Below are 15968 nucleotides of genomic sequence, written 5' to 3' on the forward strand. Positions count from 1 at the left end.
TTTGGCATCACTTGAAGCGGTGAACGTTCGACAGTTGCTTGTTGACGCTGAAGTTCTTGCGATAAATCAGCGCCATTTTACCGATGACCTGCACAAGGTCTGCCTTTCCGACTTTGCACAGCTCGGCAACGGCAGCCAGGCGGGCTTCGCGATCCAGGATGTTGAGCTTGATCTTGATCAGCTCATGGTCACCCAGGGCGCGCTCCAGTTCGGCTAGTACACCCTCAGTCAAACCGTTATCAGCCACAGTCAAAACCGGTTTCAGATGGTGGCCAATGGATTTGTATTGTTTCTTCTGCTCTTGAGTGAGCGGCATAATCTGACCCCTGCGTCTGATCTTGTAAAAAGCGGCGGCCAGTTTACCCGAGCGAGTCCGGGACCGCCCAGTTAATCACGACCCGATTTAATATTTCAGAGGTGGCCCGTGGCCCGTTCCAAGACAAGTCTTAAATGGCTGCAAGAGCATTTCAACGACCCATTCGTGAAAATGGCGCAAAAAGACGGCTATCGCTCCCGTGCCAGCTACAAGCTATTGGAGATTCAGGAAAGAGACCGTTTGATCCGTCCAGGCATGAGCGTGATCGACTTGGGCGCCGCCCCGGGTGGCTGGTCCCAAGTGACCAGTCGTCTGATTGGTGGGCAAGGCACACTGATCGCTTCCGATATCCTGGAAATGGACAGTATCCCGGATGTGACCTTCATTCAGGGCGACTTTACCGAGGACGCCGTACTGGCGCAGATCCTTGAAGCGGTCGGAAAAAACGAAGTGGACCTTGTGATTTCCGATATGGCCCCCAATATGAGTGGATTGGCGTCTGTTGATATGCCGCGATCGATGTTTCTGTGCGAGTTGGCACTGGATCTTGCGACTCGGGTGCTGAAGCCAGGTGGTGATTTTTTGATCAAGGTCTTCCAGGGTGAAGGCTTCGACGAATACCACAAGAGCGTGCGCAAGCAGTTCGAGAAGGTCACGACGCGCAAGCCGAAGTCATCGCGTGATCGCTCCCGTGAGCAGTACCTGCTGGGCCGTGGTTTCCGTGGTCGCACTGAGGAATAAGAGGTTTTTCGACCGGGGCGATAGGTTTTTCGTATTTCGTCCGGTGAGCATTAGCGAATATTGTGTAGAAAGTGTTTCACAAAGGGTTACAGACGGCGCCTGCCAAGTCGTAGGTAATGTAGTAAGTTAGGCCGGTGAATATCATGCGAAGCGCGCGCCAGTAGCGGAGCTTGCTTCAGAGGGTAGTTAATTGAACGATATGGCAAAGAATCTGATCCTGTGGTTGATCATCGCTGCAGTCCTTGTGACCGTGATGAACAACTTCTCCAGTCCTAACGAGCCGCAGACCCTCAACTATTCCGACTTCCTCCAGCAGGTCAAGGAAGGCAAGGTCGAGCGCGTAGCCGTTGATGGCTATGTGATTACCGGCAAGCGCGCCGATGGTGACAACTTCAAGACCATTCGTCCGGCAATCCAGGACAACGGCCTGATCGGCGACCTGGTGGACAATCATGTCGTGATTGAAGGCAAGCAGCCTGAGCAGCAAAGTATCTGGACCCAGCTTCTGGTCGCGAGCTTCCCTATCCTCGTCATCATCGCGGTGTTCATGTTCTTCATGCGCCAGATGCAGGGCGGAGCCGGAGGCAAGGGCGGGCCGATGAGTTTCGGCAAGAGCAAGGCTCGGCTACTGTCCGAGGACCAGGTCAAAACCACCCTGGCCGACGTCGCGGGTTGCGACGAAGCCAAGGAAGAAGTCGGCGAGCTGGTTGAGTTCCTGCGCGATCCGGGCAAGTTCCAGCGCCTGGGCGGTCGTATTCCACGCGGCGTGCTGATGGTCGGGCCGCCCGGTACTGGTAAAACCTTGCTGGCCAAGGCGATTGCCGGTGAAGCGAAAGTGCCTTTCTTCACGATCTCCGGCTCCGACTTCGTCGAGATGTTCGTCGGTGTGGGCGCCAGCCGTGTTCGTGACATGTTCGAGCAGGCCAAGAAGCACGCCCCCTGCATTATTTTCATCGACGAAATCGATGCCGTCGGTCGTCATCGTGGTGCGGGCATGGGCGGTGGTCATGACGAGCGCGAGCAGACTCTCAACCAGTTGCTGGTAGAGATGGACGGTTTCGAAATGAACGACGGCATCATCGTGATCGCCGCCACCAACCGTCCGGACGTGCTCGACCCTGCGCTGTTGCGTCCGGGCCGTTTTGACCGTCAGGTCGTTGTGGGGCTGCCGGACATCCGCGGTCGCGAGCAGATCCTCAAGGTCCATATGCGCAAGGTCCCGATGGGCGATGATGTCGCTCCAGCGGTCATCGCTCGTGGTACGCCGGGGTTCTCCGGTGCCGATCTGGCGAACCTGGTAAACGAAGCGTCGCTGTTCGCTGCCCGTTCCGGCAAGCGCGTCGTGGAAATGAAGGAATTCGAGCTGGCCAAGGACAAGATCATGATGGGCGCCGAGCGCAAATCGATGGTCATGTCGGAGAAGGAAAAGCAGAACACGGCTTACCACGAGGCGGGTCACGCTATCGTGGGTCGCGTAGTGCCTGAGCATGATCCGGTGTATAAGGTCTCGATCATCCCGCGCGGTCGTGCGCTGGGCGTGACGATGTTCCTTCCGGAAGAAGATCGCTACAGCCTGTCCAAGCGGGCGTTGATCAGCCAGATCTGCTCGCTGTACGGCGGCCGTATCGCTGAAGAAATGACGCTGGGCTTCGATGGCGTAACGACGGGCGCGTCGAACGACATCATGCGAGCCAGCCAGATCGCCCGGAACATGGTCACCAAGTGGGGCTTGTCCGAGAAACTGGGGCCGTTGATGTATGCCGAAGAAGAGGGGGAAGTGTTCCTCGGTCGCGGTGGTGGTGGCCAGCATGCAAGCTTCTCGGGTGAGACGGCCAAGCTGATCGACTCCGAAGTTCGCAGCATCATTGACCAGTGCTACGGGACGGCCAAGCAGATCCTCACGGATAACCGCGACAAGCTGGACGCCATGGCTGATGCCTTGATGAAGTACGAAACCATCGATGCCGAGCAGATCGACGACATCATGGCGGGCCGCACGCCGCGTGAGCCTCGTGACTGGTCCGGTGGCACGGGTACCTCCGGTACGCCGCCGGCGGTGCAGGGCGAGCGTCCGGAAACACCCATCGGCGGTCCGGCTGCCGACGTCTAAGGCTTGAAATGACTTCTGTCCAGTCCTCAACCCGGTTGCCTTGCGGCAACCGGGTTCTTGATTTAGCCCATACGCATGTCATGGGCATTCTTAATGTCACTCCCGATTCCTTTTCCGATGGCGGACGATTCAGTCAGCTCGACGCTGCATTGCGGCATGCCGAGGCCATGGTATCGGCCGGGGCAACGCTGATCGATGTAGGCGGTGAGTCGACCCGTCCCGGTGCGCGCGCGGTTTCGCCTACCGAGGAGCTGGAGCGAGTGGCGCCAATTGTCGAGCGCATACATCGCGAGCTGGATGTCATCATCTCAGTCGATACGTCCACGCCTGCGGTCATGCGCGAGGCGGCGCGCTTGGGCGCGGGATTGATCAATGATGTTCGCTCGTTACAGCGTGATGGTGCGTTGGATGCTGCCGCTGCGACGGGATTGCCGGTGTGCCTGATGCACATGCTTGGCGAGCCCGGAACGATGCAGAATGACCCACACTACGGCAATGTAACCCGGGAAGTCGGTGAGTTCCTGGCGGAGCGCATGAGCCAGTGTGCCGGCGCCGGCATCCCTGCCGAGCGGATCATTCTCGATCCGGGGTTCGGCTTTGCGAAGACGTTGGCGCACAATCTGAGCCTGTTCAAGCATATGGAAGCCTTGCATGCCCTGGGCCGGCCGCTGTTGGTCGGTGTCTCGCGAAAGAGCATGATAGGCAACGCGTTGGGCCGTCCGGTGGGAGAGCGCCTGCATGGCGGTCTGGCACTTGCCGCCTTGGCTATTACAAAAGGTGCGCGCGTATTGCGGGTGCATGATGTAGTCGAAACAATGGATGTCGTGCGGATGATCGCAGCAGTGGATTCAGCCGAATAAGAATGATGGAGCACTTATGAGCAAAAAATACTTTGGCACCGACGGGATTCGTGGTCGGGTCGGTGAATACCCCATTACCCCTGATTTTATGCTCAAGCTCGGCTGGGCCGCTGGGATGGCGTTCCGAAAAATGGGCGCGTGCAAAGTGCTGGTTGGCAAGGACACACGTATATCCGGATATATGTTCGAATCGGCTCTGGAAGCCGGCCTGACGTCGGCGGGTGCCGATGTCATGCTGCTCGGGCCGATGCCTACGCCGGCCATCGCCTACCTGACGCGAACGTTCCAGGCCCAGGCGGGCATCGTAATCAGTGCCTCGCATAATCCTCATGACGACAACGGCATCAAGTTTTTCTCTGGCAAGGGCACCAAGCTGCCGGACGAAATCGAGCTGATGATCGAGGAATTGCTGGACGCGCCAATGACCGTGGTCGAGTCGAGCAAGATCGGCAAGGTGTCCCGAATCAACGATGCGTCGGGTCGCTACATCGAGTTCTGCAAGGGCAGTGTTCCGACGGGTACCAGTTTTTCCGGTCTGAAGATCGTTGTCGACTGTGCTCATGGCGCAACCTACAAGGTCGCGCCAAGCGTTTTTCGTGAGCTGGGTGCCGAAGTGGTGGTGCTCTCGGCCCAGCCTAATGGGCTGAACATCAACCACAACTGCGGTTCTACTCATACCGAGGCTTTGCAGGCGGCGGTATTGGCCGAGCATGCCGATCTTGGTATCGCCTTCGATGGCGACGGCGACCGCGTGCTGATGGTCGATCACACTGGCACGGTCGTTGACGGTGATGAGCTGCTGTTCATCATCGCACGCGACCTGCACGGTCGCGGCAAGCTGCAGGGCGGGGTGGTTGGAACATTGATGAGCAACCTTGGGCTCGAGTTGGCCCTGGCGGACCTGGACATACCCTTTGTGCGCGCCAATGTGGGTGATCGCTATGTCATCTCGGAGCTGCTGGAGCGCAATTGGGTGATTGGTGGCGAGAACTCGGGGCACATTGTCTGCTTCGACCATACCACCACGGGTGATGCGATTATTGCCGCGCTGCAAGTGCTGATGGCCCTCAAGGCGCGCAACGAAGGTCTTGCGCAGTCGCGACAGGCATTGCGCAAGTGTCCGCAGGTGCTGATCAACGTACGTTTCGGCGGCGGTGCAAACCCTATCGAGCACCCGACGGTCAAGCAGGCCAGCGAGCGTGTAACCCAGGCAATGGCTGGGCGAGGGCGCGTGTTGTTGCGCAAGTCGGGTACAGAGCCTTTGGTGCGTGTCATGGTCGAAGGCGAGGATGAAGCACAGGTCCGCGGTTATGCTGAAGAGCTGGCAAAACTTGTTACTGAAGTTTCTGCCTGAATTCGGCTTGCCAGTCATGAATCGGTTGGGTAACATCTGCGCCCACTTTGACCGACGAGGTACAGCATGCGTCGCCCTATGGTAGCTGGTAACTGGAAGATGCACGGTACCCGCGCCAGCGTCGCTGAGCTGATCAAAGGCCTTCGCAATCTGGCCTTGCCAAGCGGTGTTGATGTAGCGGTGTTCCCGCCTTGCCTGTATATCAACCAAGTGGTTGATGGCTTGAAAGGCAAGTCGATTTCGGTTGGTGCACAAAACTCTGCAGTGGAATCCATGCAGGGTGCATTGACCGGTGAGATCGCGCCGAGTCAACTGGTGGATGCTGGATGTTCACTGGTCCTGGTCGGTCATTCCGAGCGTCGCCTGATCATGGGCGAGCAGGACAGGGCCCTGATTCGCAAATTTGCTGCGGCACAGGCTTGTGGCCTGATCCCGGTGTTGTGCGTGGGGGAGACCCTCGAACAGCGTGAGGCAGGCAAGACTCTCGAAGTTGTCGCTCGCCAGTTGGGCAGCATCATCGAGGACCTGGGTGTCGGTGCGTTTGCAAAGGCAGTCATCGCTTACGAGCCAGTCTGGGCCATCGGTACCGGACTGACTGCTTCGCCGCAACAGGCGCAGGATGTGCACGCAGCCATCCGCGCGCAGTTGGCGGCAGAAAATTCTGAAGTGGCACAAGGTGTGCGGCTTCTATACGGCGGCAGCGTGAAGGCGGCCAATGCGGTCGAACTGTTCGGCATGCCGGATATCGATGGGGGGCTCATTGGTGGGGCTTCCCTGAATGCAGATGAGTTCGGTGCGATCTGTCGCGCCGCGGGAAACTGAAAAAATGCTGGAAACAGTCGTAGTCGTTTTTCATCTGCTGGGCGCGCTGGGTGTAGTCGCTCTCGTATTGCTGCAGCAGGGTAAAGGTGCGGATGCTGGTGCGTCTTTCGGTGCAGGTGCTTCAAATACTGTATTCGGAAGCCAAGGTTCCTCTACCTTTCTTAGTAAGTTTACTGCTATACTCGCCGCCGGTTTCTTCATAACCAGCTTAGGGTTAGGTTACTTTGCTAAAGAGAAAGCTCATGAGCTGACTCAAGTAGGTTTGCCAAACCCGGCGGTGTTGGAAGCGCCAAAGCAACAACCGGCTTCTGATGATGTCCCGGTGCTTCAAGAGCAAAAGTCGGCCAATCCGGCGACTGACGTGCCTCCAGCTCAAGAGCAGAAGTAAGAAGGTTTCAAACGCTGTATTGCCGAGGTGGTGGAATTGGTAGACACGCAACCTTGAGGTGGTTGTGCCCATAGGGTGTAGGGGTTCGAGTCCCCTTCTCGGTACCAATTATCAGGAGAGCCCGCGATTGCGGGCTTTCTTGTAGGTGGAAGGGTTACATTGACCCTGTAAGGGATCAGTCGTATACTTCCGCCCCAGCTTTGTCGCGGGATGGAGCAGCCTGGTAGCTCGTCGGGCTCATAACCCGAAGGTCGTCGGTTCAAATCCGGCTCCCGCAACCAGTTTCAGGGCCCCTTCCAAGGGGCTTTTTGTTAGCTGGACACTTTACAACGCCGCTGTTCGACGGCGTTTCAGGGATGGGCGATTCGCCCATTTTTTTTTATTTGCACAGCATGCACAAACATGCACGAGGGGGTTCAGGTGTCGAGCAAGCTAGAACAGTTGCAGGCCTTGTTGGCCCCGGTGGTCGTGGCCCTTGGCTATGAATGCTGGGGTATTGAGTTTTCGGCTCAAGGTCGCCACTCACTGTTGCGCGTTTATATCGATAAGGAAGGCGGTGTGTTGGTGGATGATTGCGCCATCGTCAGCCGTCAGATCAGCGGTGTACTGGATGTTGAAGATCCAATCACCTCCGAATACACCCTGGAAGTTTCCTCGCCTGGCATGGAGCGCCCCCTGTTCACACTCGAACAGTTCGCTTCGTTTGCCGGTGAACAAGTGAAGATCAAGCTGCGCTCGCCTTTCGAGGGCCGACGCAACTTTCAAGGCCTTCTACGCGGTGTAGAAGAGCAGGACGTCGTGGTGCAAGTAGAAGACCATGAGTTCCTGTTGCCGATCGATATGATCGACAAGGCCAACATCATTCCCAGTTTTGACTGATACGTGCCAGATACTGCGGATCCCGCGGATCCAATGGCTTGCGAAAGGCGAGGCGTACGATGAGCAAAGAAGTACTGCTGGTTGTTGAGTCGGTATCCAATGAAAAGGGCGTACCGGCTAACGTTATTTTTGAAGCGCTTGAGCTGGCTTTGGCCACTGCTACCAAGAAGCGGTTCGAGGACGAAGTTGATTTACGTGTGGAGATCAATCGCCACACCGGTGCCTATGAGACTTTCCGTCGCTGGACGGTAGTCGAAGAAGCCGATCTGGACGATCCGGCCATCGAAACCTGGCCGAGCAAGGTTGCTGAAACGCATCCTGGCGCCAAGGTAGGTGATGTCGTCGAAGAAAAGATCGAATCCATCGAGTTTGGTCGCATCGCTGCGCAGACTGCCAAGCAAGTCATTGTGCAGAAAGTTCGCGAAGCAGAGCGCGCGCAAGTCGTTGATGCCTATCGCGAGCGCCTGGGCGAGATCATCTCCGGCACCGTGAAAAAAGTGACCCGCGACAACGTGATCGTCGATCTGGGCAACAATGCCGAGGCATTGCTGGCTCGTGAAGACATCATCTCTCGCGAAACTTTCCGGGTTGGCGTGCGTTTGCGTGCGCTGCTCAAGGAAATCCGCACCGAGAACCGGGGCCCGCAGTTGATCCTGTCGCGTACCGCGCCGGAAATGCTGATCGAGTTGTTCCGTATCGAAGTGCCGGAAATTGCTGAAGGCCTGATCGAAGTCATGGCCGCCTCCCGTGATCCGGGTTCGCGCGCCAAGATCGCGGTCCGCTCCAAGGACAAGCGCATCGACCCGCAAGGTGCCTGTATCGGCATGCGTGGTTCGCGTGTCCAGGCCGTATCCGGCGAGTTGGGCGGCGAGCGCGTGGATATCGTCCTGTGGGACGATAACCCGGCTCAGTTCGTGATCAATGCCATGTCGCCTGCTGAAGTGGCGGCTATTATCGTCGACGAAGATGCCCACGCCATGGACATCGCCGTTGGCGCAGACAATCTCGCTCAGGCCATCGGTCGCGGTGGTCAGAACGTGCGTCTGGCTAGCCAATTGACTGGCTGGACTCTGAACGTGATGACCGAATCGGACATCCAGGCTAAGCAGCAAGCTGAGACCGGCGACATCCTGCGCAACTTTATCGAAGAGCTTGAAGTCGATGAAGAACTGGCACAGGTGCTGGTCGATGAAGGCTTTACCAGCCTGGAAGAGATTGCCTACGTACCGGTGGAGGAAATGCTCAACATCGACGGCTTTGACGAGGACATCGTCAACGAGCTTCGCGCTCGGGCCAAGGATCGTTTGTTGACCAAAGCCATCGCTACTGAGGAAAAGCTGGCAGACGCCCATCCGGCCGAAGACCTGCTCTCGCTTGAGGGCATGGACAAGGATTTGGCGATGGAACTGGCGGTGCGCGGCGTAATTACCCGCGAAGACCTGGCCGAGCAGTCTATTGACGATCTGCTCGACATCGACGGCATTGACGATGATCGTGCCGGCAAGTTGATCATGGCCGCCCGAGCCCACTGGTTCGAGTAATTAGGCGCGGCCTGAGGAGAGAAGTGCATGACGCAAGTCACGGTGAAACAACTGGCCGATGAGGTCAAAACACCGGTAGAGCGCCTGTTGCAGCAGATGCGTGAGGCAGGTCTGCCGCACACCGCCGCTGAGGAACATGTGACCGACAGTGAGAAGCAGTCCCTGCTGACTCACTTGAAGAGCAGTCACAAGGCGAAAGTGGAAGAACCGCGCAAGATCACTCTGCAGCGTAAAACCACCAGCACCCTGCGTGTTGCCGGTAGCAAAAGCATCAGCGTTGAAGTACGCAAGAAGAAAGTCTTCGTACAGCGCAGCCCGGAAGAAATCGAAGCCGAGCGTAAACGCGAGCTGGAAGAGCGTCGCGCAGTAGAAAACGCTGCACGTCAGAAGGCTGAAGAAGAAGCCAAGCGTCGCGCCGAAGAAGAAGCGCGTCGCCAGCCTGCTGCTGGGCAAACCGTTACTAACGACGCCGTTGCAGCGCCTGCCGTAGTTGCCGAGCCAGTACGCGAAAGCGCACCGGTTGTAGCCGCTGCTCCAGCACCGTCTGCTGACGTTCGCAACAAGCAGAACGAACAACGCCGTCCGGACAAACCACGTGCCGACGATAACAGTCGTCGTGGCAGTGGTGATGGTGAGCGCAAAAACGCTCCGCATCGTGCCTCGGTCAAAGAGAAAGCGCCTGCTCCACGCGTTGCCCCACGTACTACCGACGAAGAAAGCGATGGCTTCCGTCGTGGTGGTCGCGGCAAGGCCAAGCTGAAGAAGCGTAACGCCCACGGTTTCCAGAGCCCTACCGGCCCTGTCGTGCGTGATGTGCAGATCGGCGAGACCATCACTGTTGGCGATCTCGCCAATCAGATGTCGGTCAAGGCTGCTGAAATCATCAAGTTCATGTTCAAACTGGGTACTCCAGCGACCATCAACCAGGTGCTTGATCAGGAAACTGCTCAACTGGTAGCCGAAGAGCTGGGCCACAAAGTGACCCTGGTCAGCGACACCGCCCTGGAAGACTCCCTGGCGGAGTCCCTGAAGTTTGAAGGTGAGACGTTCTCCCGTGCGCCTGTCGTGACCGTAATGGGCCACGTTGACCATGGTAAGACTTCGCTGCTCGACTACATCCGTCGTGCCAAGGTAGCTGCTGGCGAAGCCGGCGGTATCACCCAGCACATCGGTGCGTACCACGTTGAAACTGACCGCGGCATGGTCACTTTCCTCGATACCCCGGGTCACGCCGCGTTTACCGCCATGCGTGCTCGTGGTGCCAAGGCGACTGACATTGTGATTCTGGTCGTTGCAGCGGACGACGGCGTAATGCCGCAGACCATTGAAGCGGTCCAGCACGCCAAGGCTGCCGGCGTTCCACTGGTTGTTGCAGTGAACAAAATCGACAAGCCGGGCGCTGATCTCGATCGCATCCGTAGCGAACTGTCGGTTCACGGCGTGACGTCGGAAGAATGGGGCGGCGACACCCCGTTCGTATCGGTTTCGGCGAAAGTCGGTACTGGTGTGGACGAGTTGCTCGAAGCCGTTCTGCTGCAAGCTGAAGTTCTGGAACTGAAAGCGACTCCTTCGGCTCCTGGCCGAGGCGTCGTGGTTGAATCGCGACTCGACAAAGGTCGTGGTCCGGTTGCTACCGTTCTGGTTCAAGACGGTACCTTGCGCCAAGGCGACATGGTGCTGGTCGGTTCGAACTATGGCCGTGTACGTGCCATGCTCGACGAGAACGGCAAGCCAATCAAGGAAGCCGGTCCTTCCATCCCTGTCGAGATCCTCGGCCTGGACGGTACCCCGGATGCTGGCGACGAGATGAGCGTGGTGGCTGACGAGAAGAAAGCCCGTGAAGTGGCTCTGTTCCGTCAAGGCAAGTTCCGCGAAGTCAAACTGGCTCGCGCTCACGCCGGCAAGCTGGAGAATATTTTCGAGAACATGGGCCAGGCGGAGAAGAAGACGCTTAACATCGTCCTCAAATCCGATGTCCGTGGTTCGCTGGAAGCGTTGAACGGTGCCTTGAACGGCCTGGGTAACGACGAAGTGCAAGTGCGTGTGGTCGGTGGCGGTGTCGGTGGTATCACCGAGTCCGACGCCAACCTGGCACTGGCCTCCAGCGCTGTACTGTTTGGCTTCAACGTGCGTGCCGATGCTGGCGCACGCAAGATCGTCGAGCAGGAAGGTCTGGATATGCGTTACTACAACGTGATCTACGACATCATCGAAGACGTCAAGAAAGCCCTTACCGGTATGCTGGGCAGCGATGTTCGCGAGAACATCCTGGGTACCGCCGAAGTTCGCGACGTGTTCCGTTCGCCGAAGTTCGGTGCCATCGCCGGTTGCATGGTGATCGAAGGTGTCGTTCACCGTAACCGTCCAATCCGTGTACTGCGTGAAGACATCGTGATCTTCGAAGGCGAGCTGGAGTCCCTGCGCCGCTTCAAGGATGACGCTTCCGAAGTACGTGCCGGCATGGAATGCGGTATTGGCGTCAAGAGCTACAACGACGTCAAGGTCGGCGACAAGATCGAAGTCTTCGAGAAGGTCCAGGTTGCTCGCAGCCTCTGACTCGCGCACTTCAAGAGCCGCACCGGGCAGTCGCATGAACATGCGCTGCCTGGTTGGCGGACTCTAAACGCAACGCCCGGTCTGGCTTTTGCCAGGCCGGGCGTTTGCCGCTTTCAGACCACACGGGTTTGACCGTGGGGCAGTAACAGGTAACAAGACATGGCAAAAGAATACAGCCGTACCCAACGAATCGGCGATCAGATGCAGCGTGAGCTGGCCCAACTGATCCGCCGCGAAGTCAAGGATCCGCGTGTCGGCCTGGTCACCATTACCGCTGTGGAAGTCAGCCGTGACGTCGGTCACGCGAAGATTTTCATCACCGTGATGGGCCAGGACAGTGCGGAAGAAATCGCCCAGAGCATCAAGGTGCTCAACTCGGCCGCTGGTTTCCTGCGGATGCAACTGGCTCGGGAGATGAAACTGCGCAGCGTTCCACAGCTGCACTTCCACTACGACGAGAGCGTCGTGCGGGGTGCGCATCTGTCGGCCCTGATCGAGCGCGCCGTGGCTGAAGACAGCCAGCACCCGGCGGCGTCTGAACCCGAAGACACCAAGGAGTAAACGGTGGCTCAGGTCAAACGTATCCGTCGTAACGTCAGCGGTATCATCCTGCTCGACAAGCCGTTGGGGTTTACCTCCAACGCGGCGTTGCAGAAGGTTCGCTGGCTGCTCAATGCCGAGAAGGCCGGGCACACCGGTAGTCTCGATCCTCTGGCCACCGGCGTGCTGCCGCTGTGCTTCGGCGAGGCGACCAAGTTTTCCCAATACCTGCTCGACTCCGACAAGGGTTATGAAACCGTCGCCCAGCTAGGCAAGACCACCACCACGGCGGACGCCGAAGGTGAGGTCTTGCTGGAGCGCCCGGTGACCGTTGGTCAGGCGGATGTAGAAGCGGTATTACCCGGATTTCGTGGGAAAATCAGTCAGATACCGCCGATGTACTCTGCCCTCAAGCGTGATGGCCAGCCACTGTACAAGCTAGCTCGCGCCGGCGAAGTAGTGGAGCGTGAACCGCGTTCTGTTACTATTGCGCGCTTGGAATTGCTCGCCTTTGACGGTAATACTGCGCGGCTTGCCGTGGATTGCAGCAAAGGCACTTATATCCGCACCCTGGTGGAGGATATCGGTGAGCAGCTCGGCTGTGGCGCGTACGTGGCAGAATTGCGACGGACCCAGGCCGGGCCATTCACCTTGGCCCAGACGGTCACGTTGGAAGAGCTGGAAGCGGTGCATGCCGAAGGCGGTAACGAAGCGGTCGACCGTTTCCTGATGCCCTCGGACAGCGGCTTGCTGGATTGGCCGTTACTGCAATTCTCCGAACACAGCGCGTTCTACTGGCTCAATGGCCAGCCAGTACGTGCCCCGGATGCACCGAAGTTCGGTATGGTCCGGGTGCAGGATCACAACGGTCGCTTCATCGGTATCGGTGAAGTGAGCGAAGACGGGCGCATTGCGCCGCGTCGACTGATTCGGTCGGAATGACCGGAACCAGCCTGCGTAACAACAGGTTGGCGAGTGTGGCTGTTAACAGGCACGGTCACTACTCATTTATAGATACAGGGATTTGTCCCTGGCCTGTTGAAGCTGTTTCTTTGAAACAGTTTCCTGACTAAAAAGGATTGCCTCATGGCTCTCGACGTTCAAGAAAAAGCTCAAATCGTAGCTGACTACCAGCAAGCTGTTGGTGACACTGGTTCGCCAGAAGTGCAAGTTGCACTGCTGACCCACAACATCAACAAGCTGCAAGGTCACTTCAAGGCCAACGGTAAAGATCACCACTCCCGTCGTGGTCTGATCCGCATGGTAAACCAGCGTCGCAAGCTGCTGGACTACCTGAAAGGCAAGGATCTGGGTCGTTATCAGACTCTGATCGGTCGCCTGGGTCTGCGTCGCTAATCAGCGATTGCGCTAGAGGTTGGTGGTCTGTCGTACGTCAGTGGGTTTCCCGCTGGCGCATGGCAGGCTCCCAGCCTCAAATTTTATCTGGATACACGTTTTACCCTGGACAGGCGTCGGGCCGACTCCCGCCATTGCCCAAGAATTTCGCAAGAAGACAAGTTCCCCAAGAGCCACAAAGAAGGTAGGACACCGTGAACCCGGTAATCAAAAAATTCCAATTCGGTCAGTCGACCGTTACCCTCGAGACTGGCCGTATCGCCCGTCAGGCCTCCGGCGCAGTGCTGGTCACCGTTGACGACGACGTCAGCGTATTGGTGACCGTTGTCGGTGCCAAGCAAGCCGATCCAGGCAAAGGCTTCTTCCCTCTGTCTGTTCACTACCAGGAAAAGACTTACGCTGCCGGTAAGATCCCTGGCGGTTTCTTCAAGCGCGAAGGCCGTCCTTCCGAGAAAGAAACCCTGACTTCCCGACTGATCGACCGTCCGATCCGTCCGCTTTTCCCTGAAGGCTTCATGAACGAAGTGCAGGTTGTCTGCACCGTCGTCTCCACCAGCAAGAAAACCGATCCGGACATCGCTGCGATGATCGGTACCTCGGCTGCCCTGGCGATCTCCGGCATTCCTTTCGATGGTCCGATCGGCGCTGCCCGCGTCGCGTTCCACGAGAGCACCGGCTACCTGCTGAACCCGACCTACGAACAGTTGAAGGCGTCGAGCCTGGACATGGTCGTGGCCGGTACTTCCGAAGCCGTGCTGATGGTTGAATCCGAAGCCAAGGAGCTGACCGAAGACCAGATGCTGGGCGCCGTGCTGTTCGCCCACGACGAGTTCCAGGTGGTGATCAACGCCGTCAAGGAGCTCGCTGCCGAAGCCGCCAAGCCAACCTGGACCTGGGCTCCACAGCCAGAAGCCACCGAGCTGCTGGGCGCGATCCGTGCCGAGTTCGGCGAAGCGATCTCCCAGGCCTACACCATCACCATCAAGGCCGACCGTTATGCGCGCCTGGGTGAGCTGAAAGACCAGGTCGTTGCCAAGCTGTCCGGCGAAGAAGGCCAGCCATCGGCCAGCGACGTCAAGGCTGCATTCGGTGAAATCGAATACCGCACCGTTCGCGAAAACATCGTCAACGGCAAGCCACGTATCGACGGTCGCGACACCCGCACTGTACGTCCGCTGAACATCGAAGTCGGCGTCCTGCCGAAGACCCACGGTTCGGCCCTGTTCACCCGTGGCGAAACCCAGGCGCTGGTCGTTGCAACACTGGGCACAGCCCGTGACGCGCAACTGCTCGACACCCTGGAAGGCGAAAAGAAAGACCCGTTCATGCTGCACTACAACTTCCCTCCGTTCTCGGTGGGCGAGTGTGGTCGCATGGGTGGCGCCGGTCGTCGCGAAATCGGTCACGGCCGTCTGGCCCGTCGTTCGGTCCAGGCCATGTTGCCAGCCGCTGACGTGTTCCCGTACACCATTCGCGTGGTTTCGGAAATCACCGAGTCCAACGGTTCGAGCTCGATGGCTTCGGTCTGCGGCGCTTCCCTGGCCCTGATGGACGCCGGTGTGCCGATGAAGGCGCCGGTTGCCGGTATCGCCATGGGTCTGGTTAAGGAAGGCGAGAAATTCGCGGTCCTGACCGACATCCTGGGTGACGAAGACCACCTGGGCGACATGGACTTCAAAGTGGCCGGTACCGCCAAGGGCGTCACCGCACTGCAGATGGACATCAAGATCAAGGGCATCACCGAAGAGATCATGGAAATCGCCCTGGGCCAAGCCCTGGAAGCGCGCCTGAACATCCTCGGCCAGATGAACCAGATCATTGGTCAGTCCCGTACCGAGCTGTCGGAAAATGCTCCGACCATGATCGCGATGAAAATCGACACCGACAAAATCCGTGATGTCATCGGTAAAGGCGGCGCGACCATTCGTGCGATCTGTGAAGAAACCAAGGCCTCGATCGATATCGAAGACGACGGTTCGATCAAGATCTTCGGCGAAACCAAGGAAGCGGCAGAAGCAGCACGCCAGCGCGTCCTGGGCATCACCGCGGAAGCCGAGATCGGCAAGATCTACGTCGGCAAGGTTGAACGCATCGTCGACTTCGGCGCGTTCGTCAACATCCTGCCGGGCAAGGACGGTCTGGTTCACATCTCCATGCTGAGCGATGCTCGCGTCGAGAAAGTGACCGACATCCTCAAGGAAGGCCAGGAAGTGGAAGTGCTGGTTCTGGACGTGGACAACCGCGGCCGTATCAAGCTGTCCATCAAGGACGTCGCAGCAGCCAAGGCGTCGGGCGTTTAATCACCCTTTCGCTTAGCCGCTGAAACAAGCAAACGCCCCGACTGGTTCGGGGCGTTTTGCTGTGTGCGCAAAAATCATTTTTGTCACAGGTTGCCTGCCCTCTGGCTCAATGCTAGGTTTAGCCCCACGCCCGTGTAGCTCAGTCGGTAGAGCAGCGCACTCGTAACGCGAAGGTCGCAGGTTCGATTCCTGTCTCGGGCAAAAA

14 protein-coding genes and 3 tRNA genes are annotated in these 15968 nt (G+C 58.1%); 16 read left to right on the forward strand and 1 reads right to left on the reverse strand.

What is annotated here, in order from left to right; all coding sequences use genetic code 11:
* Window positions 1-7: 7 nt before the first annotated feature.
* Window positions 8-316: a YhbY family RNA-binding protein gene (locus tag J3P82_RS04390; RefSeq protein ID WP_181287543.1), complete on the reverse strand. Its 309-nt coding sequence runs from the start codon at window positions 314-316 to the stop codon at window positions 8-10.
* A gap of 108 nt (window positions 317-424) precedes the next feature.
* On the opposite strand from J3P82_RS04390, the gene rlmE reads away from it, so the two are divergent.
* The 16 genes from rlmE (at window position 425) to J3P82_RS04470 (ending at window position 15964) form a co-directional block, all read left to right on the forward strand.
* A complete protein-coding gene (rlmE, locus tag J3P82_RS04395; protein ID WP_434561003.1) occupies window positions 425-1057 on the forward strand; it encodes a 23S rRNA (uridine(2552)-2'-O)-methyltransferase RlmE in 633 nt (210 codons plus the stop codon).
* Window positions 1058-1256: 199 nt separating this feature from the next.
* Window positions 1257-3167: an ATP-dependent zinc metalloprotease FtsH gene (gene ftsH, locus J3P82_RS04400; protein ID WP_434561005.1), complete on the forward strand. Its 1911-nt coding sequence runs from the start codon at window positions 1257-1259 to the stop codon at window positions 3165-3167.
* Between the two features lie 8 nt (window positions 3168-3175).
* Window positions 3176-4027, forward strand: coding sequence for a dihydropteroate synthase (gene folP / locus J3P82_RS04405; protein ID WP_434561007.1), 852 nt, complete (start codon window positions 3176-3178; stop codon window positions 4025-4027).
* A gap of 16 nt (window positions 4028-4043) precedes the next feature.
* Complete coding sequence (gene glmM, locus J3P82_RS04410) at window positions 4044-5381, forward strand: phosphoglucosamine mutase (RefSeq protein WP_434561009.1); 1338 nt, start codon at window positions 4044-4046, stop codon at window positions 5379-5381.
* Between the two features lie 66 nt (window positions 5382-5447).
* The gene (gene tpiA / locus J3P82_RS04415; RefSeq protein WP_434561011.1) at window positions 5448-6203 is read left to right on the forward strand and encodes a triose-phosphate isomerase; all 756 of its coding nucleotides are present in this window, start codon (window positions 5448-5450) and stop codon (window positions 6201-6203) included.
* A gap of 4 nt (window positions 6204-6207) precedes the next feature.
* The gene (gene secG / locus J3P82_RS04420) at window positions 6208-6591 is read left to right on the forward strand and encodes a preprotein translocase subunit SecG (protein ID WP_025211789.1); all 384 of its coding nucleotides are present in this window, start codon (window positions 6208-6210) and stop codon (window positions 6589-6591) included.
* 21 nt (window positions 6592-6612) lie between these two features.
* Window positions 6613-6698, forward strand: a tRNA-Leu gene (locus J3P82_RS04425).
* 97 nt (window positions 6699-6795) lie between these two features.
* Window positions 6796-6872, forward strand: a tRNA-Met gene (locus J3P82_RS04430).
* 139 nt (window positions 6873-7011) lie between these two features.
* Window positions 7012-7470, forward strand: a complete 459-nt coding sequence (gene rimP / locus J3P82_RS04435) for a ribosome maturation factor RimP (protein WP_025211790.1) — start codon at window positions 7012-7014, stop codon at window positions 7468-7470.
* Window positions 7471-7529: 59 nt separating this feature from the next.
* Window positions 7530-9011: a transcription termination factor NusA gene (gene nusA / locus J3P82_RS04440; protein WP_047229054.1), complete on the forward strand. Its 1482-nt coding sequence runs from the start codon at window positions 7530-7532 to the stop codon at window positions 9009-9011.
* Between the two features lie 27 nt (window positions 9012-9038).
* The gene (infB, locus tag J3P82_RS04445; RefSeq protein WP_186639532.1) at window positions 9039-11567 is read left to right on the forward strand and encodes a translation initiation factor IF-2; all 2529 of its coding nucleotides are present in this window, start codon (window positions 9039-9041) and stop codon (window positions 11565-11567) included.
* 159 nt (window positions 11568-11726) lie between these two features.
* Window positions 11727-12128, forward strand: coding sequence for a 30S ribosome-binding factor RbfA (gene rbfA / locus J3P82_RS04450; protein ID WP_186612165.1), 402 nt, complete (start codon window positions 11727-11729; stop codon window positions 12126-12128).
* A 3-nt stretch (window positions 12129-12131) separates the two neighbouring features.
* Complete coding sequence (gene truB, locus J3P82_RS04455; protein ID WP_434561013.1) at window positions 12132-13049, forward strand: tRNA pseudouridine(55) synthase TruB; 918 nt, start codon at window positions 12132-12134, stop codon at window positions 13047-13049.
* 144 nt (window positions 13050-13193) lie between these two features.
* Window positions 13194-13463 (forward strand): 30S ribosomal protein S15, encoded by a 270-nt coding sequence (gene rpsO / locus J3P82_RS04460; protein ID WP_003177875.1) that lies wholly within the window; start codon window positions 13194-13196, stop codon window positions 13461-13463.
* A 194-nt stretch (window positions 13464-13657) separates the two neighbouring features.
* On the forward strand, window positions 13658-15763 hold the full coding sequence (pnp, locus tag J3P82_RS04465) for a polyribonucleotide nucleotidyltransferase (protein ID WP_434561015.1): 2106 nt from the start codon (window positions 13658-13660) through the stop codon (window positions 15761-15763).
* 128 nt (window positions 15764-15891) lie between these two features.
* Window positions 15892-15964 (forward strand) — tRNA-Thr (locus J3P82_RS04470).
* Window positions 15965-15968 lie beyond the last annotated feature (4 nt).

It is taken from the genome of Pseudomonas sp. Z4-20, assembly GCF_051131955.1.
In the GTDB taxonomy this organism is placed as follows: domain Bacteria; phylum Pseudomonadota; class Gammaproteobacteria; order Pseudomonadales; family Pseudomonadaceae; genus Aquipseudomonas; species Aquipseudomonas marvdashtae.

What these genes read in the sequence shown, in the direction of transcription:
- tpiA (WP_434561011.1), top strand. Translation starts at nt 5,448, where the DNA reads ATGCGTCGCCCTATGGTAGCTGGTAACTGGAAGATGCACGGTACCCGC.
- J3P82_RS04390 (WP_181287543.1), bottom strand. Translation starts at nt 316, where the DNA reads ATGCCGCTCACTCAAGAGCAGAAGAAACAATACAAATCCATTGGCCAC.
- folP (WP_434561007.1), top strand. Translation starts at nt 3,176, where the DNA reads ATGACTTCTGTCCAGTCCTCAACCCGGTTGCCTTGCGGCAACCGGGTT.
- glmM (WP_434561009.1), top strand. Translation starts at nt 4,044, where the DNA reads ATGAGCAAAAAATACTTTGGCACCGACGGGATTCGTGGTCGGGTCGGT.
- secG (WP_025211789.1), top strand. Translation starts at nt 6,208, where the DNA reads ATGCTGGAAACAGTCGTAGTCGTTTTTCATCTGCTGGGCGCGCTGGGT.
- infB (WP_186639532.1), top strand. Translation starts at nt 9,039, where the DNA reads ATGACGCAAGTCACGGTGAAACAACTGGCCGATGAGGTCAAAACACCG.
- nusA (WP_047229054.1), top strand. Translation starts at nt 7,530, where the DNA reads ATGAGCAAAGAAGTACTGCTGGTTGTTGAGTCGGTATCCAATGAAAAG.
- rpsO (WP_003177875.1), top strand. Translation starts at nt 13,194, where the DNA reads ATGGCTCTCGACGTTCAAGAAAAAGCTCAAATCGTAGCTGACTACCAG.
- rbfA (WP_186612165.1), top strand. Translation starts at nt 11,727, where the DNA reads ATGGCAAAAGAATACAGCCGTACCCAACGAATCGGCGATCAGATGCAG.
- ftsH (WP_434561005.1), top strand. Translation starts at nt 1,257, where the DNA reads ATGGCAAAGAATCTGATCCTGTGGTTGATCATCGCTGCAGTCCTTGTG.